The sequence below is a fragment of the Roseibium hamelinense genome (assembly GCF_007830545.1).
Lineage (GTDB): Bacteria > Pseudomonadota > Alphaproteobacteria > Rhizobiales > Stappiaceae > Roseibium > Roseibium hamelinense.
This window is the reverse complement of the sequence record NZ_VLLF01000001.1, coordinates 903,367-927,519: the sequence shown is the minus strand read 5'-3', so window position 1 is coordinate 927,519 and position 24,153 is coordinate 903,367. Positions and strand designations below refer to the sequence as shown.

24 protein-coding genes are annotated in these 24,153 nt (G+C 58.9%); 8 read left to right on the top strand and 16 right to left on the bottom strand.

Annotated elements, in window-relative coordinates:
• Positions 1–133: 133 nt before the first annotated feature.
• The 4 genes from JM93_RS04345 to JM93_RS04330 form a co-directional block, all read right to left on the bottom strand.
• Complete coding sequence (locus tag JM93_RS04345) at positions 134–2,377, bottom strand: methyl-accepting chemotaxis protein (RefSeq protein ID WP_145340800.1); 2,244 nt, start codon at positions 2,375–2,377, stop codon at positions 134–136.
• On the bottom strand, positions 2,374–2,754 hold the full coding sequence (locus JM93_RS04340) for a response regulator (RefSeq protein WP_145340799.1): 381 nt from the start codon (positions 2,752–2,754) through the stop codon (positions 2,374–2,376). Before JM93_RS04340 ends, JM93_RS04345 begins: the two co-directional genes overlap by 4 nt.
• Positions 2,755–2,764: 10 nt before the next feature.
• On the bottom strand, positions 2,765–3,877 hold the full coding sequence (locus JM93_RS04335; RefSeq protein WP_155197312.1) for a PAS domain-containing protein: 1,113 nt from the start codon (positions 3,875–3,877) through the stop codon (positions 2,765–2,767).
• 336 nt (positions 3,878–4,213) lie between these two features.
• Positions 4,214–4,480 (bottom strand): EAL domain-containing protein, encoded by a 267-nt coding sequence (locus JM93_RS04330; RefSeq protein WP_170230513.1) that lies wholly within the window; start codon positions 4,478–4,480, stop codon positions 4,214–4,216.
• 101 nt (positions 4,481–4,581) lie between these two features.
• Here JM93_RS04330 and JM93_RS04325 point away from each other — a divergent pair, with 101 nt between their 5' ends.
• From JM93_RS04325 to JM93_RS22075, 3 genes are all read left to right on the top strand, one after another.
• The gene (locus JM93_RS04325; protein ID WP_145340796.1) at positions 4,582–5,337 is read left to right on the top strand and encodes a dienelactone hydrolase family protein; all 756 of its coding nucleotides are present in this window, start codon (positions 4,582–4,584) and stop codon (positions 5,335–5,337) included.
• 82 nt (positions 5,338–5,419) lie between these two features.
• A complete protein-coding gene (locus JM93_RS04320) occupies positions 5,420–6,157 on the top strand; it encodes a formylglycine-generating enzyme family protein (protein WP_170230511.1) in 738 nt (245 codons plus the stop codon).
• A 204-nt stretch (positions 6,158–6,361) separates the two neighbouring features.
• Positions 6,362–8,473 carry a PAS domain S-box protein gene (locus tag JM93_RS22075; RefSeq protein ID WP_145340795.1) on the top strand — a complete coding sequence of 704 codons (2,112 nt, stop codon included), beginning with the start codon at positions 6,362–6,364 and terminating at the stop codon, positions 8,471–8,473.
• A 90-nt stretch (positions 8,474–8,563) separates the two neighbouring features.
• Here JM93_RS22075 and JM93_RS04310 read toward each other — a convergent pair whose 3' ends face one another.
• On the bottom strand, positions 8,564–11,521 hold the full coding sequence (locus JM93_RS04310; protein ID WP_145340794.1) for an HD domain-containing phosphohydrolase: 2,958 nt from the start codon (positions 11,519–11,521) through the stop codon (positions 8,564–8,566).
• A gap of 528 nt (positions 11,522–12,049) precedes the next feature.
• On the opposite strand from JM93_RS04310, the gene JM93_RS04305 reads away from it, so the two are divergent.
• A complete protein-coding gene (locus JM93_RS04305; RefSeq protein ID WP_170230510.1) occupies positions 12,050–12,565 on the top strand; it encodes a DoxX family membrane protein in 516 nt (171 codons plus the stop codon).
• Positions 12,566–12,710: 145 nt separating this feature from the next.
• On the opposite strand, the gene JM93_RS04300 is transcribed toward JM93_RS04305, so the two are convergent.
• The 4 genes from JM93_RS04300 to JM93_RS04285 form a co-directional block, all read right to left on the bottom strand.
• Positions 12,711–13,064, bottom strand: coding sequence for a PilZ domain-containing protein (locus JM93_RS04300; protein WP_145340792.1), 354 nt, complete (start codon positions 13,062–13,064; stop codon positions 12,711–12,713).
• Between the two features lie 225 nt (positions 13,065–13,289).
• Entirely contained in the window at positions 13,290–13,505 is a 216-nt protein-coding gene (locus JM93_RS04295) for a helix-turn-helix domain-containing protein (protein WP_145340791.1), read from the bottom strand.
• A 23-nt stretch (positions 13,506–13,528) separates the two neighbouring features.
• A complete protein-coding gene (locus JM93_RS04290; RefSeq protein WP_145340790.1) occupies positions 13,529–14,113 on the bottom strand; it encodes a DUF2975 domain-containing protein in 585 nt (194 codons plus the stop codon).
• Positions 14,114–14,123: 10 nt separating this feature from the next.
• On the bottom strand, positions 14,124–14,705 hold the full coding sequence (locus JM93_RS04285) for a DUF2975 domain-containing protein (protein ID WP_145340789.1): 582 nt from the start codon (positions 14,703–14,705) through the stop codon (positions 14,124–14,126).
• A 260-nt stretch (positions 14,706–14,965) separates the two neighbouring features.
• Here JM93_RS04285 and JM93_RS04280 point away from each other — a divergent pair, with 260 nt between their 5' ends.
• Entirely contained in the window at positions 14,966–15,658 is a 693-nt protein-coding gene (locus JM93_RS04280) for an outer membrane protein (protein WP_145340788.1), read from the top strand.
• A gap of 41 nt (positions 15,659–15,699) precedes the next feature.
• Here JM93_RS04280 and JM93_RS04275 read toward each other — a convergent pair whose 3' ends face one another.
• On the bottom strand, positions 15,700–16,362 hold the full coding sequence (locus JM93_RS04275) for a haloacid dehalogenase type II (RefSeq protein ID WP_145340787.1): 663 nt from the start codon (positions 16,360–16,362) through the stop codon (positions 15,700–15,702).
• Between the two features lie 108 nt (positions 16,363–16,470).
• Positions 16,471–16,908, bottom strand: a complete 438-nt coding sequence (locus JM93_RS04270; RefSeq protein WP_145340786.1) for a VOC family protein — start codon at positions 16,906–16,908, stop codon at positions 16,471–16,473.
• Positions 16,909–17,252: 344 nt separating this feature from the next.
• Between JM93_RS04270 and JM93_RS04265 the strand changes: the two genes are divergently transcribed.
• On the top strand, positions 17,253–18,110 hold the full coding sequence (locus tag JM93_RS04265) for a branched-chain amino acid aminotransferase (protein WP_145340785.1): 858 nt from the start codon (positions 17,253–17,255) through the stop codon (positions 18,108–18,110).
• Here JM93_RS04265 and JM93_RS04260 read toward each other — a convergent pair.
• The 5 genes from JM93_RS04260 to JM93_RS04240 form a co-directional block, all read right to left on the bottom strand.
• Positions 18,086–19,285 (bottom strand): YbfB/YjiJ family MFS transporter, encoded by a 1,200-nt coding sequence (locus JM93_RS04260; protein ID WP_208994918.1) that lies wholly within the window; start codon positions 19,283–19,285, stop codon positions 18,086–18,088. The two genes, JM93_RS04265 and JM93_RS04260, sit on opposite strands and share 25 nt — an antisense overlap.
• 183 nt (positions 19,286–19,468) lie before the next feature.
• Positions 19,469–19,804, bottom strand: coding sequence for a hypothetical protein (locus tag JM93_RS04255; protein ID WP_145340784.1), 336 nt, complete (start codon positions 19,802–19,804; stop codon positions 19,469–19,471).
• A gap of 163 nt (positions 19,805–19,967) precedes the next feature.
• Complete coding sequence (locus JM93_RS04250) at positions 19,968–20,690, bottom strand: hypothetical protein (RefSeq protein ID WP_145340783.1); 723 nt, start codon at positions 20,688–20,690, stop codon at positions 19,968–19,970.
• Positions 20,691–20,811: 121 nt separating this feature from the next.
• Complete coding sequence (locus JM93_RS04245; RefSeq protein WP_170230509.1) at positions 20,812–21,483, bottom strand: DUF3299 domain-containing protein; 672 nt, start codon at positions 21,481–21,483, stop codon at positions 20,812–20,814.
• Between the two features lie 100 nt (positions 21,484–21,583).
• Positions 21,584–22,258, bottom strand: a complete 675-nt coding sequence (locus JM93_RS04240; protein ID WP_145340781.1) for a thermonuclease family protein — start codon at positions 22,256–22,258, stop codon at positions 21,584–21,586.
• A gap of 350 nt (positions 22,259–22,608) precedes the next feature.
• Here JM93_RS04240 and JM93_RS04235 point away from each other — a divergent pair, with 350 nt between their 5' ends.
• Together JM93_RS04235 and JM93_RS04230 are read left to right on the top strand one after the other, a co-directional pair.
• Entirely contained in the window at positions 22,609–23,382 is a 774-nt protein-coding gene (locus JM93_RS04235; protein ID WP_208994916.1) for a DUF6159 family protein, read from the top strand.
• 161 nt (positions 23,383–23,543) lie between these two features.
• Entirely contained in the window at positions 23,544–24,143 is a 600-nt protein-coding gene (locus tag JM93_RS04230) for a superoxide dismutase (protein ID WP_145340779.1), read from the top strand.
• Positions 24,144–24,153 lie beyond the last annotated feature (10 nt).

Genomic DNA, 24,153 nt, shown 5'->3' with positions numbered 1-24,153 from the left:
CCGAGCCCGATGACCGCCGGTCCTCAGCCGCGCCCTCGCACCCAGGCATCCGCTGCTGCTGCCCGGGTTCCGCCGCCATGTGTCCGGTCTTCGAAGTCAACAAACGGCGGCCCGCGCTTCCAATGCGCTCCTGTCAGGCCACTTTCAGGAAATGCGCGGTTTTTTCGACCGATGCGGTGTCGAGCGGGAGCTGGATGGACACCTTGTCGCCGGTGATATCGGCAACGCGGCCACGCACGGCGCCAAGCCCCGGAATGTCGCAGGTGACCCGCGCGCCGGCGGCCGGCAGCTTTGCGCCCGTCGCCAGAACCGCAGCCGGGGTCATTTCGCTGATGGTCACGGAATATTGCGTGACGTTGTCTGCAATAACTGCCTGAAGGTTGACCTTGTGCCGCTCGATGCTTTCGCGCACTTCCGAACGGCCGAGGCCGTCGAGAAAATTCATCACTTCGTCGGAAAACAGCCCGGTTTCCTCCGACAACAAGCTTGCGGCCCCGCCGACCTCTTCCGACAGGCTCCTGGTGTTTGAACCGGACACGCGCACGCCATCGACCTCGCGCATGATGCCGTCATTCTCCTGGCTGACGGTTTGCACGGCTCGGGCAATCTCGCCGGTTGCCGCCTGCTGCTCGACCGTGGCCGAGGCAACCGATTGGGCCACGCTGTCAAGGGCATCAATGGCGGTCTTGATCCGCTGGCTGGCCTCGATCGCTTCGTCCGAGGACGCCCGTACCGCGGTGACCGCCGTGCTGACTTCCTCGGTGGCCAGCGTGGTCTGGTTGGCCAGTTGTTTGACTTCCGAGGCGACGACTGCGAACCCCTTGCCCGCTTCGCCGGCGCGGGCAGCTTCGATCGTGGCATTCAGTGCCAATAGGTTGGTTTGTTCGGAAATGGCCCGGATGCTGTCGACCACCTGCGATATCTGGTCGGCCGAAACGCTGAGCTGCTCGATCTTGCTTTGAACGTCCTCGGCGACATCCGCCACTTCCGATGACATGGTGCTGGCCCGCGAGATCTGAGAGCCGATTTCCTCAATCGACGATGACATTTCTTCAGCTGCGGCTGCAGCACCCCGGCTGCTTTCCGCTGTCCGATTGACGCTGTCCGACACGTTTTCGGCCTGTTGCACGTTGTTCTTGGCAGCTTCCAGCATGCTTTTGGAGGCCGTCCCCATTCCTTCGGAGGCCTGGCGCATGTTTTTCAGCACGTGGGTGACCGACTTGCCGAACATGGCGACCATCTGGTCCATCTCATCCTGCCGCCGGCGCGCCTGTGCCCGGCTTTCCAGCTGGGCTTCCTCCAGGGCCCGGCGCTCGCGGCCGGTCTTGTCGAAGTCGGCCAGCGCCCGTGCGATATCGCCGATTTCATCTTTACGCGTCAGATCAGGGATCGTCACATCAGGGTCCTCGCGCGCAACCCTTCCCATCAGGAAAACCATGTTTCTCAGGGGCTTTGCGACCTTGAAATCAAGCAGGACGATCGTTGCAACCGCAAACACCACCGCCAGGACAAACACGATCGAAGCCGTGAAAATGGCGCTGGTCTTTTCGCTCAACAGCGCGGCTGACTGCTGTTCCTCGATGTCGTGGGCGATGTCGGTCATGGTTTGCGCGCTGTCCAAAAGCGCGCGCACCTGGACATCGATCAAGGAGGCAACGGCGCCGCGCTCCTGGGCCACAATTTCAGCAACCTCATCCAGCATAGCGGACGCGGTGCCAATCCCGGCGCGCGGATCCTCTGCGCGTGTGCCGGGCAGGGCATCGCTGGCCGCAGTGAGGAAAGTGCGTGCACGCTCCAGCTCGTCTTCGTTAAACCGGAACATGTAGCGATTCATGTGGTCCTTGGCCCGCAGTGTGTCCACAAGGCTGGTGCGCAAGGCCGCGCGGTCGTCCTCATTGGCAGCGGAGGCGATGGCTGCTTCGAGCGCGCTCGTGACCCGGTCAGTCAACGCAGGCAATTCGGTTTCGACCACATCATTGCGGCGTTGCCGGAAAACCGAAAAATCTTTGAATTCGCTCAGAACCGGGGCAAGTTTCGATTGTGCGGCCCGTGCCGCCTCGGCGAACCGGCCGTCGCCCTCTTCGGCGGCTTTGCCGACGGCGTCTGACAACAGGTCGAATTCCTGCAGTGCCTTTTCGTAGCGGGCTTCGGTGTTGCGGGCGACATATTCCTTTGCCAGACCCACAAAGGTCTGGATTTCCGCTTTCACCGCGACAGCATTCTCCGCCTCGTGCGCGGCCATTTGATAGGCCGAAAAGGCCTGGGTAATCCGGTCGAGGGAATAAAGCATCTTGCCGCCAAGCACCAAAACGGCCGCAAAAACGGCCAGCATGCCCAGGGTGATCTTCCACCGGATTTTCATGTCGTCGAAGCTCATGTGGCCCCCTTTTCAAGCAGGGACTGCACGGCATCGCACAGTTCCACGGTATCGAACGGTTTTTCGAGCACCGCATCGGCATTTTGACGGGCAACGGTCAGGGCGTCCTGGCTGGTGACAAATGTGCCGCCGCCGGACATGGCAAGGATACGGGGCGTCTTGCCCGGTGCCTCGTTCAGCAGGTCGATCAGGTCGACGCCGTCCATCTCAGGCATCAGCATGTCGGTGATCACAAGGTCCGTGGCCCGCCCGGTGGCCAGGTCCAGGGCCTCGCGCCCGTTTCCAGCCTCCAGCACCTCATGCCCAAGGCGCTTCAATCCCGCCGCAATCGATTTTCGAACGCCCGGAATATCGTCAACAACCAGAATGCAGGCCATGGTCACTCTTTCATGCTGTGTAAAATTGCGGGGACGGGGCGGCCGTGTCCGGTTCCGCCAGAGGCAGGTTTATGGTGAAGCAGGCGCCATTAGCGGCATGGTTCTTTAAAGAAATGGTCCCGCCCATTGATGTGATATGAGATTGCGCCAGCGCGAGGCCGAGGCCGGTTCCCAGTCCGATGGGTTTGCTCGTGAAAAACGGTTCGAAAATCCGGTGCCGGTATCGCGTGTCGACCCCCGGGCCGGTGTCCTGCACCGACAGGGAAACCGTGCCGTCAGTAAGATGTGCGGCAAGGGTCAATGTGCCGCCTTGGGGCATGGCATCGATCGCATTTTCTCCAAGGGCAATAATGCTTTGCACCAGAGATTGAAGGTCGCCGTAGACTGTTTTTCCGGTTGCAAGGGTCTGATTCCGAACAAGGTTTATCAGATCACCGCAGGCAGGTCTGAGATGAACGGCTGCCGCATCCAGCGCCTTGCATGGGTCAAAAAGGGCTGCTTCGGCTGCAGGGTTGCGCCGTCCATACTGCAGTAATTTCCGCAAAAGGGCGCGCGCCGTCTTGCCGTGTTCCTCAATCAGATCGAGCCACTCGCGTTCTTCCGCCTTGTCTTCCGGCAGCGCGGTTTTGACCAGACTGGGGAGAGAGACGATCGGCTGCAGCATGCTGTTGACCTCATGGGCGATGCCACTGGAAAACCGGCCGAGGGCTTCCATCTTCGCGCTGTGAAGCCGGTCTTCATCCAGCCGTCTGCGTTCGGTGACATCCACCTGGAACCCGACAATTGCCGTCACACGTCCGGTTTCGTCCCGGATCGGCGACAGGGAAAGCGCATTCCAGAACTCCGAGCCGTCGCGCCTGTAATTCAGGATCTCGACGTCGATCGCCTGGTCTTCATTCAGGGATTGCCGTATCTGGGCAATGGTTTCGGCACAGGTGCCCGGGCCCTGAAGAAACCTGCAGCTGCGGCCGATGACGTCTTCAGCCGCATAGCCGGTGGTTTCGCAGAAGCTGCGATTGACATAGGTGAGCGGGCGCTCGGGATGGGCCGCATCCGCGATTGTGATGTTGACCTGCGCCGCATCAAGCGCCTGCATCCATATATGCGCTGCTGACCTGAACATACGTGATTTCCCGGGCGAACTACTCAAGATTGCGCTTGGTCGGGTAAACCACCGGTTAAGAAAAGACCGGATCAATACCAAGTATTTATGGTGCTGCATCGAAAAATTGGAATTAAAGTATTTATTGTTATTGATAATATTGGGGCATTGCAGAATTTACAGGGTTATAAGTGCTTTTTTACACCAGTTTTCATTTTAATGGTGTTTCGGAATGAAGATCTGTGTTCCTGCTACGAGGCCGTGTGCCAGTCTGCGCGGACGCAGCGAATCGCGGTGATCTGTTGTCTGGCCTCAGAGCCGGGCATAAGGCATACGGGCATCTGCGGTCGGCGGCACTCAGAACCGTCCTTGCGTTTCAATCAGCCGGCCTTGAGGTCTTGTGCGGACAGCGGAATGCCAAAAATAGACCCCTTGCAGACAGTTGTCGGCCAAATTTCTTGCCAGGAAGGCGTGTTCTTCTGTTTCAACGCCCTCGGCAACAACGCTCATCCCCAAGCCCGTGCCAATATCAACGACGGATGAGGCCAGCATGCGGAACGTTTCGTTTATGGCGAGGGGGAGGACAAACTCCCGGTCGATTTTCAAACGGTAGCTGGAAGACACAGGGCTGTGTTGTCCTGTGAAGGGTTTGCCCCATCTACCACTGGGCCATCTTTGGCGCCGCGCAATTTGCGGCTGGGAGAAAACCAAACCGGGGGATAGTCATGAAACCGACCCGCTGTTTAACATCGACAGCGTCTGCCATGGCGTTTGCCGCGATGGTCACATCTGTTCCGGCTCTGGCCGAGGACGTTGCCTATGAGGTGGCCGGAGAGGCCTTTACCGGCTATTACGCACAAGCGCCGGACCCGAAAGGCCTCGTGCTGATTGTTCACGACTGGGACGGCATGACCGACTACGAGCGCAAGCGCGCGGACATGCTGGCCGAGATGGGATACAGCGCTTTCGCCCTAGACATGTTCGGCGATGAAACGCCAACCGAGACGGTCGATCACCGGCGCGCGGCAACCGGCGCGCTTTATCAGGACCGCGAACGCATGCGCACTCTTATTCAGGCCGGGATCGAGCAGGCAAAGCAGCGCGCAGGCGATGCGCAGATGGTGGTGATGGGCTATTGCTTCGGCGGCGCTGTGTCGCTGGAGATGGCGCGCAGCGACATGGCGGACATGGCCACCGGCTATGCCAGCTTCCATGGCGGACTGTCGACACCGGACGGTCAGTCCTGGACCGGGGACGAGCCGCCGGTTCTCGTGCTGCATGGCGGCGCGGACACGTCCATCACTCTGGATGACGTGGCAACACTGGCCAAGGAGCTGGAAGCTGCCGGCACGACCTATTCCATCGAGGTGTATTCCGGAGCGCCGCATGCTTTTACCGTATTCGGATCCGACCGCTATCAGGAGCGGGCCGACATGGCGAGCTGGGATGCCTTTTCCTCCTTCTTGGACGAACAGCTGTAGGAAACCCGAATCTGCGCGCGCGGAGGAGCCCGCCGCGCGCATCCTGCAGGTCGATTGACGCAAAATAGGAAATCTGTGGCTCATGCAGTGTTTCGCGCGCATGCTCTCAGGAGCATTTTGTCTGGGCTTGGTGAGCCCGGCAGTCATGGCACAGGACATGGTTGCGGTCGGCGGATTTGAGATCGACCGGACAGAAGTCACCATCGGTGCCTTTCGAGAGTTTATCGAGGCGACCGGTGCCGTCACCGCGGCCGAAAAGGCGGGCGGCGGCGAAGTCTACGCGGCCGGTTGGGTGCAACAGCCCGGCTGGACCTGGCGCACACCTTTCGGCCGCCCGGCAACAGATCAAGAGCCCACGGTCCACGTCACGTTTGACGAGGCACAGGCTTATTGCGCGTGGCGCGGCAAACGTCTGCCGACAGATGCCGAATGGATGGAGGCGGCCTACACGGAACGGCGGACCAGCCCGCCGGCGCCTTTCGAGACCGGGCAAACCTATCCCTACCCAACGGGGAAGACGCCGGAAGGCGCGAACTGTCTGCAGGACTGCGGTGCCACGCCAGCCCTTGATCACAGCGCGGTTTTGCGGCGGGGTGTTGGGCATGCGCCAGCGGGGACCACCCGGGCCGGGGTCAACGGCCTTTATGACATGGGCGCCAATGCCTGGGAGTGGACCGACAACGGTCCGGGCCGCCAGAAAACCACCCGTGGAGGCTCCTGGTGGTACGGCGCCCAGCAGATGCACCGCGATCACTCTGCCACCAAACCGGCGGACACTGCCGTCGTTTACATTGGCTTCCGCTGTGCCAAAGACAGCTAGCTGTGCACTCCCACAACTGACTTTCTGAATGTTTTACAATTACATCTAAAAGTAGAGATAATACTTTAAAAAACAGAACCTAATACTATTTGTAAACCAAAATATTCATCAAAATTGCCAAAATTAGATGGAGATTTATGTATCTCTTCACAGTTCATAAATCTGATGTACTTAAAATGAGCGCAACTCAATCAGGGAATCAGAATGATTTTTAACCTCTCCAGCGCCAGAGCCTTGTTGAACGCCCTGGATAGATCCCAGGCGGTCATAGAATTCAAGCCGGATGGTACAATCATTCGCGCAAACAATAACTTCCTGGCGCTGATGGGTTACGAGCTCAGCGAGATCAAGGGCAAGCATCACAGCATTTTTGCAGAGCCAGGCTTTGCCCAGACCGGCGAATACAAGAAATTCTGGCACGATCTGGCGGAAGGCAAACATCAGGTCGCCCAGTACAAGAGAATTGGCAAAGGCGGTAAGGAAGTCTGGATCGAGGCGTCTTATAACCCGCTCATCGGAATTTTCGGCAAGCCCTACAAGATCGTGAAATACGCGACCGATGTGACCGAGCGCACGTTGAAGAACGCCCAATACGAGGGCCAGATCAAGGCAATCGGAAAGTCGCAGGCGGTCATACACTTCGACATGAACGGCAATATTCTGATGGCGAACCAGAACTTTCTGGATGCCATGGGATACACGCTCGCGGAAATCCAGGGCCGGCATCACAGTATTTTTGTCGAAAAGGGGCACGAGGAAAGCCCTGAATACCGCGCGTTCTGGGACAAGCTGAAGCGCGGCGAATTCGATGCCGGGCAGTACAAGCGCATCGGCAAGAACGGCAAGGAAGTCTGGATTGAGGCGACCTACAATCCGATTTTCGACGATAGCGGCAAGCCCTTCATGATCGTCAAATACGCCACAGACATCACTAATCGGAAGCTGAAGGACGCTGAGCGCGATGGCCAGATCGAGGCGATCAGCAAGTCCCAGGCTGTCATTCATTTCGATATGGACGGCAAGATCCTGACTGCCAATCGGAATTTTCTCGATGTGATGGGCTATGAACTTGCCGAGATCGAGGGCCAGCATCACAGAATATTCGTGAAACCCGGGGACGCAAATGCGCCCGATTACAAGGCGTTCTGGCAAAATCTGCGCAACGGCAAGTTCCAGACCGGAGAGTTTGAGCGCCTGTCAAAGACCGGGGATTCCGTCTGGATCCAGGCGAGCTACAACCCGATCCTCGACCCGGACGGAAAGCCGTACAAGGTTGTTAAATACGCCTCGGACATCACAAAAGAGGTCCGCCAGCGGCAAAAATTCAATATCCTGTCGCTGGTCGCCGACGGGACGGACAACTCCGTCATTATCACCGACGCGGACGGGCATATCGAATACACAAACCCCGGATTTACGAAGCTCAGCGGATATACCGCTGACGAGGTTGTCGGCCGCAAACCGGGACATTTCCTGCAAGGGCCGGAAACTTCACAAGAAACGGTTTCGCGCATCCGTGATTACCTGCGGCGCGAGGAGCCGTTCTACGAAGAGATCCTGAACTATGCCAAGAACGGCACGCCCTACTGGATCAGCTTGTCGATCAATCCGATCCGCAACCGCTCGGGAGAAGTCGAACGCTACGTGTCCGTTCAGGCAAACGTCACAAACACCAAGCAGAAGTCATTGGCCTTCGACATGAAGCTCAACGCAATTGGGCAGGCGAATGCGATTGCCGAGTGGGATCTGAACGGGCGCTTCCTGGACGCAAACACGCTGCTGAAAGACCTTTCCAAGGGCGCGTTTGATCAAGGTCTCACCGTGGTGCTTGGTAAAGAGGACCGCCAGGGCCTGAAATCCGGTCAACCCCTAAGGCGCGAAATTGAATGGAAGACGGACACGGGCAGTTTGTGGTTTGACGCAGTGTTCTCGGTGTTGAACGACTATGAAGGCCACCCGGAACGGATCATGATGTGCGGCGTGAATGTCTCGGACCGCCGGACAGCGGTCGAAGAGAGCTCCAGCGCTTTGACTGAGGTGGTTGAGACCGGAAACCAGATTACAGCCATCGGCGAGACCATCGATCAAATCGCCAATCAGACCAATCTGCTGGCCTTGAACGCCACAATTGAAGCAGCCCGCGCGGGCGCGGCAGGAGCAGGCTTTTCCGTTGTTGCAAATGAGGTCAAGTCCCTGGCGAGCCAAACGTCGGAAGCAGCGGGTGACATTGGCGGGCTCGTTGCCGAAAACAACCGGAAGCTTGACCTTCTGACGAGTTATCTGACCAAACTGAACCGAAAAGAAGAGGCGGCCTGACCTGCGGGGCGCCGACGCCTGTCATGGTCCCCAAGCTTTCTGGATCGCGGGCGGGCTGTTCTGCGGTTGCCCCCGCAATTTGCCAAGACCTCACGCTGCCGCGGAGAGTTTCGGGCGCAGGGCGTCGATATCGACTTCGTCGATTTGCTCGGGTTTCATGAAGCGCTCGGCGTAGTCGCGCCACACACCTGATGTCAGGAACAGGTCGTAAAGGTCGGCATCGATGTGTCCGTCCTTGACCATGAAGCCCATGATCTTGAGCGCTTCGGACAGCGTCTTTCCCTTTTTGTAAGGCCGGTCAGCTGCGGTCAGCGCCTCGAAAATGTCAGCAATGGCCATCATGCGGGCAACCGGGGTCATCTCCGCACCCGTCAGGCGTTTTGGATGGCCGGATCCATCTATTTTTTCGTGATGCCCGCCGGCCAGTTCCGGGACCTGGCGCAGGTGATGCGGGAAGGGCAGGCGCGACAGCATGATGATCGTCTGCACAATATGATCGTTGATCTTGTAGCGCTCTTCTGGTGTCAGCGTGCCGCGCGCGACCGACAGGTTGTAGAGTTCACCCCGGTTATAAAGGTGTTCCGGCTGGTCCAGCCTAAAGCCCCAGGGATTGTCGGGCGCAAACAGATCTTCCGGGCGGCGTTTCAGGATATGCTCGCGCCTGTCGGCCAGTAACGGTTCGTCGACCGGCAGGTCCGGCTCCGGTGCTGCCGCCTTGCGGGTCGCTTCCTCGTGGCTGATGCCGACCCGGTCGGACAAGGTTCGGGACCAGGTTTTGGCGGCGATGTCCTGCAGCCGTTCGATCCGCTCGTCAGACATGAATTCGCCGCCCTCGTTGCATTCGGCGACGAAGGCGAAATCCGCGTCGAGCGTTTCCAGTTCCAGATCGCGCTTTTTCGCGAGCGCCTCGCCGTCGCCGCCATCGGCCACGCCTTTCCAATAGGCGATCCAGGCGTCCCGCTTCAACACCTCGAACCGCATCCGGATTTCATGAATACGGTCGTAAAGGGTCTCCAGCTTGGTCGCCTTGTCGACGACATATTCCGGCGTTGTGACCTTGCCGCAATCATGCAGCCATGCGGCAATGTGGATAGCCTCGCGGTCGTCTTCGGTCAGCTTGAGGTCGGCAAACGGGCCGGTATCGGTATCATGCGCGGCTTCCGCGAGCATCTTGGTAAGCTCGGGAACGCGGGCACAGTGGCCGCCGGTATAAGGGCTTTTGGCGTCGATGGCGTCGGCGATCATGCGGATGAAGGCCTGGAACAGGGCCTTTTGCGAGGCAATCAGCTGGCGCGTTTCCAAAGCGATAGCGGCCGAACGCGACAGGGCGTCCACAAACCGGGTGAGGGAGGGGTTGCCTTTTTCCTCGCTCACGAGGGTCATAATCCCGATCATCGCGTCGTTGCGGTTGAACAGGGGGACGACAACGGCATGGCGCTCGGGATTGTCGGCATCCTCCGGATCACCGCCACAGACCGCCAGCGCCTCACCGGTGACGCGGGGCGTGCACACATCCTCGCGGGCGACAGCCTCGTGCAGGACATTTGGAAGGCCGTCCAGCGGCTGCCGCGCGAGTGTTTCGAACGGAACACCCATGGCGGCTGCCGGTTCAAGGGCGGTCTCGTCCGCGCTCATCAGGTAGACGGCGCCCTGGCTGGAGCCGACAATATCTCCCATACTGTTCAGCAGGGTTTGCAGCAGGCGGGCAAAGTCCGTTTCGTCCGATATGGCCCGATTGATGGCCAGGAACTGGCGTATGGTCGACTTCATGTCGTTCATCGAACGGGACAGGTCATCGATTTCTATCACCGCGCTCTCAACCTCGACCGGGTCGGAGAAATCGAACGCCTTGATTTTTTCCGCCTCCCGCGACAGGGCCCGGACCGGTTTGGAAATCAGCCGGGCCGCCAGCATGGTGATCGGGACCGCGACAATCAATATGAGGCCGATTGCAAGGGCGCCTTGCTGTAGGAGCTGGCGGGCCTGGGCAAGAAGCTCTGCTTCGGGAACGGCAATGGCGAGGTAGTAAGGGTCTGATCCGCGGATCTCCAGCGGAGACACCTGAATCCGCCAGGTCGCGCCGTCGAAGGTGAGCCGGTCGGTGAGGGTCTGGCCGTTGCCGCTGGTCACGCCGGCCGCGATTGCAGCCTTGGCGACATCGGGCAACACTGTGCCGACAAGCTGATTTGCGGACAGGCGGCCAAGCGCCGGGGCTCCGCCGGTGGCCGAGGGCGGCAGCATTTCAACCACCATGGTTTCGTCCGGATGGGCGATCATTCCAAGGTCGGAACCGAACAATGCGAGTTCGGTATGGTCGGTCACGCGTTCCCTGCGCAAAGAGGCGGCAAGTGTTTCGAGCATGATGTCGGCGGCGACAGTCGCCCCGGTTCCCGGAACGTTCAATGCGATCGTCTGGCCAAGTTTGCGGCTGGTGAAGAAGATATACGGATCGGTCTTGGTCTGCCCCACGGCGGCTTGCGCGCTTTTGTACCAGGGCCGTTTTCTCGGATCGTATTCCGCAAAACTTGGCCGGGTGTCTTGTCCAATAACTGTCATCGCCTCATCGACAAAGATAAACCGGCCGACCGCTTCCATACCGGGCTCCCGTTCGACGGACTGAATGACATAGGCCGAATTGCCGGGAGCACCAAAAATACGTCTGGCCGTCTCACTGGAGGTCTTGTTCAGCATGACGAAATCACCGTCGTCATACCCGACATACAGCGAGGACAGGCTGGGGGCCTGATCGAGGAAGCCGGCGAGAACCGGCAGGTGGACAAGCCGTTCGTCAAGGGTCCGTGCATGGGTGATGCCCTGCCGGGCGATGACTTCGACCGCAAGCTCGGCTGGGGCATACAGCCGTTCCAGCCCGGCCACCGCCTCGGTGCTCGTCAGGTCGAATAGATTGTGCGAGGCCTCGGTGATGACAGTGTTCATCCGGGAATAGGCCAGCCAGCCGATCGCCGAACCGACCGACAGGACAAGAACAAGGAACACAACGCTCAGATGAAACTGAAGTGTGTGGCGGCCGGTCTTCGAATTCTTCATGGCATGGGGATCCGGATCTGAACACTGCGAATATCTTCCGCAACGTCATTTGACGGTATGGAATGTGTATGCCGGGTTAAAACAAGTTCTGATCGGAGGCATTTTGCTCTCTGCGCGGCATGGCACGGCGTCGGGGCAGATCAAGCCTCCAGGGATCAATGACTTAGGATGTCCCGGGCGTGTTCGCGCACTTCACGAGACAAGTGCCCGCTCATGAAAAGCAGCGTGTTTTTGCATCACCGGAAGCCGAGGTGTTGTTTGTTGATCGTAGACAGCTGATGTCAACTAGAGTTGACAGTAATTGGGTCTCAGAAATGAGATTTCCGATGTGGGTAGACTGTAAAGAATTATTTTACATTCAATTGACAAGTATAATTGACATCAAAGCGAAGTATTGCGTTGTTTTGTCGCAAAATCTACAGCGTTTTGTCTTGCGTAATGTCTCTCGAAGTACAACGGGTAATGCTTTTACCAACCAGTGTTGGCGCTTTGAGCAAAGCGTGCATGGGCCTGAGGTGGAAAGGAGAGATGATGACTGCGAGTTACAGCTACGATGCAGCGGAAAAGGGGTTTTTGAGCCACTTGGCGACGCGGCTCCGGCAGGCGCGTTTGCGCGGGCGCGTACCGGGTTTTGATTGGTCAAACCGGTTTGCCCATTGGGCGTTGCGCATACCTCTGGGCGGTTTGCTGTTGTATTACGGCCTTCAAAAGGTGCCGGATGCATTCGTTGCTCCGGGCAGCTACGGGGTGCCAGCGGTGCTATTTGTTTTGGCGGCTCTAGCTGAGTTGCTTGGTCCGGTGGCATTGTTCATTGGCGGCGTGATCGAAACTTGGCGGCCGAAGAATGGCATGGTTCGGCTTGCGGGCGATATTTTGACGCGTGGTGGCGCCTTTGCCGGAGTTGCGGCGGTTGCGGGCGTTATCCTGTTCTTCTATTGGGGGACCCTGACAATCGCCGATCTGCAGGTCATGGCGTTGGGATTGTCACTGTTCCTGCTGTTGCGCGGTAACTTTTATGGTCGCGCTGCCAAGTCTACGGCCTGAATGCCACCCGACTGCACGCATGAAAAAGCCGCGCAGCCGTTCGGGCGCGCGGCTTCAAGTCGATGGGGCCTTGCACAAAAAGGCACAATATGACTGCCGGTTCAGATGATCCGGACTGTTCTGTTCCAGGGGTGATCTGAAACTGTCAGTCTTCTTCCGGATCAACGGCATAGTATTTATGTTGCAGGGCCTGCAGGCGCGGCGCGTTGAACTGGGAAACGGCGATCGGCGGTTCCAGGAAGGCGACCCCCACCTGTTTGCCATTGCGCCAACGCACATTGGCGATGGCGATGGTCTTGTCCAGATCGTCGTAGATCAGAACGTCTTTCGGCAGGTCTGCGGTTTCGGGAACAAGAAGCCCGACCCCGCCTTCGGACACGTCAAACAGGGTGCATTCGGTCAGGAACTTGTCCGACAGATCCGTGATCTTTCCGCCTCGCAGGCGCGCACGCCGCCGTGGTGTGAGGCGTTGTTCCTTGAACGCCGGATTAACTGCCATTTCCCGTACCCGTTTAAACATGCGCCACGACCTACCGTTACCGTCTGAGGAAACCAAGGGGGTGAAAGACGCATGCCCACCCCCATCAACCCATAGTCCAGAGAGCTTGCCTGAGGCTTGCAGGTTGAGTTTGTCGGCTAACAGTCCGTTGCACAACCCCTGATTGTCAGGGGGTGCAATGCAATATCTTCAGAAGCGGGAACGGCGGCAAGGAAAAAGCGCTGGTTACTCAGGCGGGTCGGGCTGGTAAATGAGAATGTCGCCCGGCTGGCAGTCCAGTGCCTCGCAAATCCGCTCCAGTGTCTCGAAGCGCACGCCCTTGACCTTTCCCGATTTGAGCAGGGAGACATTCTGTTCGGTAATGCCGATCCGCTCGGCCAATTCCTTTGACCGCATCTTCCGCCGGGCGAGCATGACATCCAGCTCAATGACAATGGGCATATAGACTTCTTTCCGGCTCCCGTTCAGACAAAGCGGCGGTTTTCATCATCCAGATTGGCCGCTTCCCGCAAAACGGCGCCGAAGACAAGCATCAAAGCCCCTAAGATTGCAAAGAAAATTTCGCCGCCATCCAACGAAACCTCAAGTGTGCGTTGACCTTCCGGACGGTCAAGCGTCGCCAGCACCGACAGGATCGGGTCGCTGAGAATATCCATGACCGCATAGCTGATCAGCCAGACACCGAACAGGAAAACATGTCCGAGGGTCTTTGCGGAAAAGTAGTCCGTCCTTTGGAACCGGGCAAACAGCAGGCGCAGCTCCCAGGCCGCGCCGGCCAGCAGCGCAAACAGGACGCTTTCGACCAGGGCCAGAGCACAGCGCTGCAATATCGGAATGTCGGCGAACGCGCGGTGCGCCCCGGCCACGTCAAGTCCGGTCTCCGGGCTGAACCGGGACAAGGACGGCACCAAAATCGCCAAAACGTAGCCGGCCCAGACAAGAAGAAGCGCGGCAAGAACCCCGCTCAACACCCATTTCAAGATCGCGGAGACCCGGGAGATGCGTTTCTGGCGGCGAAGGCGGCCGGTGGATGCGGGCGTAGTCGTCAATTGGTTTCCTTTAAATGAATTGCTTGTTTTCTTCGGCGATCAGAGCCGCTTCCCGCAGGATCCAGCCAAACACCAGCATGAGCGAGCCGAGAATGAGGAAAAACAGCTCGCCGCCATCCAGCGTGACGTCGATGCTGCGTTGGCCTTCCGGTAGATCGAGGGTCAAAAGCGCCGACCCGACCGGATCGCTGATCAGATCGACAATCGCAAAGATGATCAGCCACCGGCCGAACGAAACGACGCTGGACAAGGTCCGCGGGTCGAAAAATTCAATGTGCTGAAAGCGTTTGAACACAAGCCGTATGTGCCAGCACGCGCCGGCGATCAGAAAAAACGCGAGCCCGGTCAGGCCGGCGATTGCAATGCGCTGGCCCAAAGGAATGTCACCCATCCGGCGCTCGACATCGGCTATGTCGATCATTTCGTCGGCGGTGAACAGAAGGTCTGCGGGCAGGCACAGGGTAACCACCAGAAACAGGCCGATGATCACGACCAGCCCCATCACGACAGTGAGGAACCATTTCATGAACCCTGAAAGCCGCCGGATCCGTGCGAGGCGGTCGGCGCGTTCAGCCATCAAGGTGTCGGTCATCTGATCCCCCATTGCGGTTTGTGCGGATGCACACTGTGACGGTCGCCGGTCTAGCCGCGTCGCGGAATGATTGCAATAAAAAATATTGCGATTGACAAAAAAATTATTCTAAGCATTTTGAAAATTATTGCTTTGCAATAATAAAATTATGTTGCAAGGCAAGTGTATATACGTACACCAAGGAAAGAGCCAAGATGCGAAGATATTGTTATCATTATGCTTTTCACCGAAAACCGGTCTATGAAGCGGAAAAAGGTTCTATGCGTGCCACCAAGGCAAAACGGGCCAGCGGGCTGTGGCTGCTGGAGCCGTTTGCCCTCGCAGTCCTGCTGATTTTGCTGGCCAACGGGGCACGGGCGGCTGATCTGGACATCTGGCAGCAGCCCTCCGCGATCCCTGAAATGCCGCGCGGTTCGGTCTGGTCAGGTTTTTACATGGGCGCAGAAGCGGGTTTGTCCCAAACCGCCACGGACGCCAAATCCAGTGGCCGCACGAAGGAGCTTTCGCGCACCGATGCGGCCTTTGGACTGTTTGCCGGCCACAACTGGGAAGTTGGCCGGGTTGTTCTTGGCGTCGAAGCCGGTGCGGCCTACCTGGGTGGCAAAGCGAAGGCGACCCACCCAACGCTCGGCGAGATCAAGGCCGGCTCAAAATGGACGGCAACGTTAAAAGGCCGGGTTGGTTTGCCGGTCCGTAACTTCCTGCCTTATTTGAGCGCCGGTGTCGCGGCGAGCGAGCATTCCCTGACAGCCAACGGCAAGACCCGGTCATCGGTCGGCATTGGCCCGGTGCTGGGAGCTGGCGTCGAGGCTGCCTTTGCAGAAAAATGGCGGCTGCGGCTGGATTATTCCCTGACCGGTATCGTCAACTCAAAGGACAACTATAACGGCACAAACGTTAAGCGGACGGCGGCAAATCATCGTCTGATGATCGGCGCCGCCTACGCATTTTAACCGGCCTGACCCGCCTTTCGGCCTGTTTTGCGACCGGTTTGTTAGCCCAGGGGCGGCAGACCGGTCAGGTCTTTCAGGACGGCCGCGGGAGCCAGATCGGCATATTCGTCCGGCATTCCCGTCCGGTTCATCCACACCGTGCGGAAGCCGAATGCGGTCGCGCCGGCAATGTCCCAGCGGTTGGAAGACTGAAACGACACCGTATCCGGGTAGATTCGGAACTGGGTGGTGACCAACTCATAGACCTTCGGGTCGGTCTTGAAGGTGCGCAGGTCGTCGACCGAAAACACCTCGTCGAACAGGTCGGTCAACCCGGCCGCATTGACCGCCGCATCAAGCATCGCCGGCGAGCCGTTCGACAAGATGGCGAGTTTCGCCCCGGTGTTTTTCAGCTCGGTCAGAACCTGCGGAACCTCCTGATAGCAATCAAGCGTCCAATAAGCGTTCAAAAGATCGCTTTTCAGCGCGGCATCTGCGCTGGGGGTCAAGGCAAAGGCAGTGTCCAGCGCTTCCTGGGTCAGTTCCCAAAAATCCCGGTAATGCCCCATGAGGGCCCGGACCCAGGAATATTCCAGCTGTTTTTCACGCCAGATCTGGGACAGGCGGGCCGCATCCGGGCCGACACTTTCCGAGTATTTCCGCACGGCCGCGTGAACATCGAACAATGTGCCATACGCATCAAAGACATAAGCGGCATGCGCCATCGCACTCTCCCCCGGTACCTGTTGTTCTGTTTGCAGGTCAGAAAACAGGGTCTTCCGGGCGCCGTCAAGCCATTGCGCAGTGCACAATGATCGCGCTTGCGCCAAATTTCACGGCGCTGCAGCAGAAAGGTCGACATTGCCATCTTTATCAAGGGCCCAGAACGGGTTGAACGCGATCTCCAGCAGATGGCCGCCTGGAATTTCGACATAGGACGAATGACCGCCCCAAAAGGCCTTTTCGGGACGTTTGACGATTGCGGCACCGGCATCGACAGCCCGCTGAAACGTCACCTCAACCTCTTCTTCGGAGCGGGCGTTGTAGGCAAGGGTAATGGCACCAAGCGCCTGTTCGGGAACATGTCGCCCGAGTTCGCGGTTGAGCGCGTCGCGTTTATAAAGGGCAAGGACACTGCCGCCGGTCTGATAAAACACGATGTCGTCGCTCGGGGCTTCCTGTGCGGTCCAGCCCAGTCCGGTTTCGAAAAAAGAGCGTGCTTTCGGCAGATCGGCAACTGCCAGCGTGATCATGGAAATGCGTTGGTCCATAAAGATATCTCAATGTGTTGCGGACCGGGGGTGGCCCGGCTGTGGATAAAAGATCGGATCAGGAACAGAAATAGAACAGAAAACGTACGCTTTGAAAAGCCCGGCTCCGGTCCCGTCCGCTTATTCCCTCTGTTGCGCCCGAAAGGCGTCTTTGAGAGAATGAAAACTGCGGTTTTGCAATCCAGAAGGTGATGATTTTCCGCTCATGGCGGCTGATTGAAAAGAGAATCTGCGATCTCCGGCGATCTGGTGGGAGAATGTTGACCTGGGCCGGTGTTCGTCGTTTTTTAGCAGCCTGACAAAAATGACGTCAGCCGGAAGCCGGCAAGATGAGGAAATGCGCAATGGGCGAGCTGAGCCAAACCTGGACCTGGATCGATGGCACCTGGCATGAGGGCAATCCGCCGATGATGGGACCGCGCTCCCATGCGGCCTGGCTCGGCTCAAGCGTGTTTGACGGCGCCCGGGTGTTCGACGGTGTGGCACCGGACCTTTTGCTGCATGCGCAGCGCACAAACGATTCGGCCGAGGCGCTCGGGCTCAAACCCGGCATGAAGGCAGAGGCGATCGCCGAGCTGACTTGGGACGGGGCTGCCAAATTCGCCGCCAGCCAGCAGCTCTATGTGAAGCCGATGTACTGGGCCGAGGCCGATGGGGCAGGCGTGATTGCGCCGGATCCGGACAGCACGCGGTTTTGCCTGTGCCTGTTCGATGCGCCGATGGCGCCGAAGGACGTGGCCGCGGCCATCACCTTGTCGCCGTTCCGCCGCCCGACCATGGAATGCATGCCGGTCAACGCCAAGGCGGGCTGCCTTTATCCGAACAACGCACGCGCGATGATGGAAGCCCGGAAACGCGGCTTCGACAACGCCGTCGTGCTCGACATGCTCGGCAATGTCGCGGAGCTGACGTCGGCGAATATCTTCATGGCCAAGGATGGCGACGTGCACACCCCGGCGCCGAACGGCACCTTTTTGAATGGCATCACCCGCCAGAGGGTGATCAAGCTGCTGAGGGAGGCCGGTTATGCTGTGCATGAGCGCACACTGGCCTATCAGGACTTTCTGGACGCCGACGAGATCTTTTCGACCGGTAACTACAACAAGGTGTCGCCGGTCAAGCGCATCGAGGAGCGCGATCTGCAGCCGGGACCGATCGCCGCAAAAGCGCGCGAGCTTTATTGGGAGTTTGCCCACGCCTGATCCGAGCGGAACACAAGCGCGCTGGCAACAACCAGCGCGGCGGCCGCGATCAGCGATGCCGCCGCATAGGACCCAGTCGCCTCGCGCAAGGTTCCGGCAACGAAAGGGCCGATCATCTGGCCCAGTCCAAAACTGGCGGTCATCAGCGCCAGAAGGCGGCTGGCATGGGCCGGGCTGAGGCTGCGCGCCTGCGTCAGGCCAAGTGCGGTGATGCCCATGAAAGTGCCGCCCAACAGCGCGGCGCCGAACATCAGCCAGAACGGTCCGAATCCGGCAACGGTCAAGGTGACGCCTGCCGCCTCGGCCAGGCAGGCAAGCGCAAAGGCCGATGCCGAGCCGAGACGGCTTGAAACGGCGTTCCACAGGTAGATCGAGGGCGCGGCGGCGAGCCCGACCACCAGCCACACCAGATGCTGGACCGGGGCCATGGCGGGATCTTCCGCCGCGATGACCGAGACGAATGTGGCCGTGATCACATAACCAAAACCGAACAGGCCATATGCCAGCACAAGCCGCACGAGGGGCGCGGTCCAAAGCGGCGGTGTGGCCTGCGCTGCCGGAGGCTTTTGCGCCGTGTCCGGATGTGTTTGCGCTGCCGGTCCGTCCATGGCCGGCCGATCTGCAGCCGGTTCTGCCGGGACCAGCACAAGAGCCACAGCCAGAAAGACAAGGGTGGCAAGCGCGCTTGCGAACCACAGCTGCGGCCAGGAGGCACTGCCCGCTTCGAGGCTTGCGATCAGCATCGCTGAAAACGCAATGCCCGCACCGACACCACCAAAATGGAGCGCAGACAGGCCCGGCCGGCCTGCGGCCTGCAAACGCTCCAGCACCACTGTGGAGGCAAATACCAGCACGAAAGCGCTTGCCAGTCCGCTGACAAATCGCAGCGCCGCCAGCACCCCAAATGCCGGGGTCAGCCCCATGGCGCCGCTTGTCAGCGCACTTATGGCCATCCCCGTCAAAAACCACCAGCGCGGATGCCGGGCGAACAGGCCCGCGGATGCCGTCAGAGCGCCGGTCAAATAGCCCAGGAAATTGGCCGAGGCGATCAAGCCGGCCTCGGTCGGCGGAAGTGGAATTCCTGCCGCCATCGCCGGCAGGATCGGCGTATAGACGAAGCGGCCGATCCCCATGGCTGCGGCGAGAGCGATAAAACCACCGAAAGCAAGCGGCACCGGACGAGCCGGGGAGGGAGTGCGAAACACGGGTTGAAATACCTGAAATCAAAAGACGCCACACCATAAGCGGGCCGCGGGCGGAGCGATAGGGCCAAGTATAGGCTGTGGAACTGTTGCAGTTTGAAACGAAAAAGCCCCGCAGCGCGTCCGCTGCAGGGCTTTTTTACGGGGTCAGGCTTTTTAGTTGGCAAGGCGGACCGGGTTCACGGCAGGGGCTTTCAAGGTTGCACGGGCAGGTTTCGCTTTGCGCAGGCTGTTGCGCTTCATGGCCTGGACCTTGTAGCCGGGGATTTCGGAAATCGCGGCCGAATGCGTTTCGTCACACATGTTCAGGCTTTCGGTGTAACAGTTATTCGGATAACCGGCTGTGTGCTCATCACAGTAATTGATCCAGTTATTGTAGCATTCGACAAGGCTAGAGCCCATGCCCGGACCTGCATTTGCAGACATTAACGTTGCGGCGAAGAGTGTTCCCGCTGTCGCGATTGTCAGCCCGAGTGTTTTAAACAATGACATTTCTATTCTCCTCTGTTTTTTACGCAGCCGTTCCTGACTGCAAGAACAGAGATACGTTAGGTGAGGCTGTAAAACCGTGTTGAAGATCACAGGTTTCAATTTTCGCTCACATTCTTGCGATTATCTGTGATCTTTTGAAAGAAACGCGCACCTGATGCGCTTTTCAGGTGTCGGATACACCGGCTCGGTTGATCAGGCGGGCCAGCGTGGCGGGCAGGAAATCGGCGAAAAAAAACCGGCCGCATTCATAGGCCCAGGCAATCATCGGAGCCTCAAGGCGCAGGTTCAGCGATGCCAGGCCGGTGTCGCCTGTGGCAAGCATCTTCAACTGATCAAGCTGGTATCTGCCGTCTGCCCGGCCAAGGCCCGGCACCCGGGTGGACAGCCGGTCAACCGCCGGGTCCTCGGCCCAGGGATCAGACAGAACCGCCATGGGACGCAGGCCGGGGGCGTCCGACCATACTTCGACAAAGGTGATTTCACCCGCGCTATTGAAGGTGAACTCCTCATAAATTGGCGTGCGCGCACCGGTCCAGTCGAATTCAAAAGTCACCCGGCAGCGCGCAAACGGCTGAACCTCGAAGGCACGGCAGGTCCGGTCGGTGACGCGGGCCGGGAAGAGAACCACCAGCTTGTCCATCACCATGAAATGGTCCTTGTGTCCGGTCAAATAGAGCCAAGGCGGCCACTCCCAGCGTAGGACATGGGAGGCATAAGCCGGCTGCGAAGACCGCGGCGCAAAACTGTCGAGGGTGTCAAAATATTTGTGCGCCTGATCGACGTAGTAGGCCTTCGAATGCTGTGGGGCGAGGCTGGCCGAAAACTGCATCTGCGGGGAAGCAGTGCCCGGATGCGGCTGTGCAAACAACAATGCGGCAAGTTTCAAGGCAAACAGTGCGGGATCAACCTGAGTAACGGATATCGAAGGGCTTCAACTTACGATACGTCAGATTGCGTGTTTATACGAGTGTATTTTTTGGTGAATACAACTGATGGGGTGACGCGGGTCAGTTTGCCTGCGGGATTTCGAGCCCGGTGGCGTCCAGGGTCCAGAGGCTGATCATCCGCACGGGACCGTCGACAACACGCATGGTTTGTTCCTGCAGCTGTTTGGTCAGCGTGCCGGTGACGGTGATCTGGGTAAACAGCGGCAGCACGGGGGTGCTGCCGGGCAGGTGTGCCAGGACTAGATTGTTGGCGGGCGGCGGCGGCACATGGGCACACATGCCAAGTTCCGGCACCAGATAGGCGCGCGGCTTTCCTGAAGCTCCGGGGGGCGCGGGGATAACAAACCCGGACAGTTTCACCGGCTTGCCATCGAGGTCCGGATTGCCGGCAACGCCCGCCCGGGCGCGCTTCTCGGCGACCACGAAGCGCTGATCGACCAGCCGTTGCGCGTCATACCCCTTGTTCTTCAAAGAGTTTGCTGCAATGCGGCGCCGGTTTTCAAGGCGTTTGCGTGTTGCATCGTCAAGGTCCAGATCTTGCAGTTGCTGGCCCGCTCGCAGATAGGTGCTCAAAGACTGCAGCTCAAAAATACCCAGTGCCTCAAAAGGGTCGTTGAATTCGGCGTGCGGGTCTTTCAGATCCGCCCAGCCGATCGCGACAGGCGGTTTTGCAAAAACCTGCGTGCCCATCGTCACGGCAACCAGAAAGACAATCAGACCCCGAAACTGCATGCAGCGCTCCATTGGTGTCAGGCCGGATCTGAATACCAGATTCGGAGCACGCCAGGTGGTCACAAACCGCTGAAGAACTCCGCCGCCCCCGGCGTGATCGTCAGGATCCCCGGGCGGCCCGCCAGCCCGCTGCGAGTGCCTCGTCCTCGGAACAGAACCAGCGCTCGCCCTTGGCCTCATTGATGCGGGTGCGGGCATAGGACGGCGACCACGGCATGTGATAGATCCGCCCGCGGCTGGAAATATTGCCCTTGATGGTACAGCCCTGCGGGGCGGTCTGCCCGGCGCTTTGCCATTTCGCCGCGCGGTAGTCCCACGGGGCTTCGGCAACACCGGCCCACACACCGGCACCGGACTGGCGGGCAAGCTGCTCATCAGCCTCATAGGTGCTGTCGTATTTGACAAAGGCAAAGGCATATCCCGACCGGACCAGTGCCGCGTTCAAATCCCGGCCTCCGGAAAAGCAGGTCGCAATGCGTCTGCCATAAGCGTCGCGCTCGGCGCCGCGGCACTCCACCGGCCCGGTCTTGGCAAGTTTTTGAAGCTGCTTTTTCGCCGACTGGCCGCAACGCCAGGGCGTGCCGGTCAAGGTGAGGCATGTTTGGCCAAGCTCAGGCGCATCAATGCCGGCAAGACGGATTTTCTCGCCATCAAGCTCCAGCGTGTCCCCGTCAACGACGCGCAGGCTCTGGGCGCCGTAGGCAGGAGGCAGAGCGCAAAAAAATGTGAGGGCCAACGCACAAGCGAGCAGCCCCCGAGTTGGGCGGAACATCATATTCACATTTCGAATCAAGCAATTACCGTTTGTTTCAGCTTCACCTGCCAGGCGTGCCGCGCAAGCGGCTGGCAGGTCATTTGCGGAGTTGGGTGGTCTTTACATGTGGAGAGACGCACCGCGCCCGCCGGTGTGACACGATCACCCTTTTCCGCTGCGCTCAAAAAACCTCTATCGGGTTAACAGCGTGACAACACACCTGTGGTTCCCTAAGGGCAATTTTGGGCAGGCAATCGTCCGCTGTTAGGGGACCGAAGATCATGTTTGAGCGGTTTGATCGTGCGTTGAAATTGGGCGCGGCATGCTGGCGCGTTCTGATGCTCGACAAGGAAATGCTTCTGTTTCCGATCATGAGCGCCCTGGCGCTGGCCGCCATCCTGGGCGGGACCTTCTATCCGCTCTACGCTTCGGGCGAGGCACAGGCCTTTCTGGAATCCTTGCAGGACAACCCGAATCCGGAGAACGACCCGCGGTTCCTGGCGATCATTTTCGCGATCTACTTTGTCAGCTATTTCGTGATGATCTATTTCAACGCCGCGCTGCTGGCCTGCGCGATGATCCGGTTCGCCGGGTCGGATCCCACCCTGATGGACGGGCTGAAAGTTGCGACACGGAATCTGCCGCAGATCCTCGCCTGGGCTTTCGTGACCGCGCTGGTCGGCTTCATTCTGGAACAGATCGAGCAACGTCTCAAAGGACTGGCCAGCTTCTTCGTCAGTCTTTTGGGCGCCGGATGGGCTGTTGCGACTTACTTTGCGGTCCCGGTTCTGGTGGTCGATGGTGTCGGCCCGATCGAAGCCGTGAAACGCTCGGTGGCGGCAGTGCGCAAGACCTGGGGCGAGGCGCTGGTGGGCCATATCGGGCTCGGCGCGCTGAATTTCATCAGTTTCATTGTTGCCCTGCCGTTGCTTTTTGTCGGCTTCATGCAAATAGAGACCTCACCGGAAACCGCGGTCATTGCGTTTGCCATCGCCGGAAGCTGGATCGTGTTTTGCAGCGTCGTGATCACCACCTTGAGCGCGATCCTGCGGGCCGCGCTGTACATCTACGCGGTTGAGGGGCAGATGCCGGTGAATTTCGATTCCACATTGATAAGAAATGCTTTTCAGCCCAAGAAGCGCTGAACGCGGCATCCGGAAAAACCCGAATAAAATTTTGCAATTCTGACCCAGAGACATTGCCCAAAGGCGTGTGGATGCCTATTTTGCCGCACGACGCACGGTGTTGGCTTCCGCTTATTACGAAGCGCGGCGTGCTGGTCTGTAGACCCTTGAGGAGTTTTGATATGTCCTTTGAATTGCCCGACCTCCCTTATGCCTATGACGCCCTTGCGCCTTACATGTCCGCAGAAACACTCGAGTTTCACCACGACAAACACCATCAGGCCTATGTCACCAAAGGCAACGAGTTGCTCGCCGGCAGCGGTCTTGAAGGCAAGTCTCTCGAAGAGATCGTGAAAGAGAGCTACGGCAAGAATGCGCCGCTCTTTAACAATGCGGGTCAGCACTACAACCACATCCACTTCTGGAAATGGATGAAAAAGGACGGTGGCGGCACCTCGCTTCCAGGTGCTCTGGCTTCCAAGACCGATAGCGATCTGGGCGGCTACGACAAGTTCCGTGCAGACTTCATCGCGGCCGGCGTTGGCCAGTTCGGGTCCGGCTGGGCGTGGCTCGCGGTCAAGGACGGCAAGCTGGAGATCATGAAGACCCCGAACGGCGAAAACCCGCTGGTTCACGGCGCAACGCCGATCCTCGGCTGCGACGTGTGGGAGCACTCCTACTACATCGATTACCGCAATGCGCGCCCGAAATACCTTGAGGCGTTTATCGACAACATGATCAACTGGGACTACGTCCTGGAGATGTACGAAGCCGCTTCCTGAGGCATTTGTC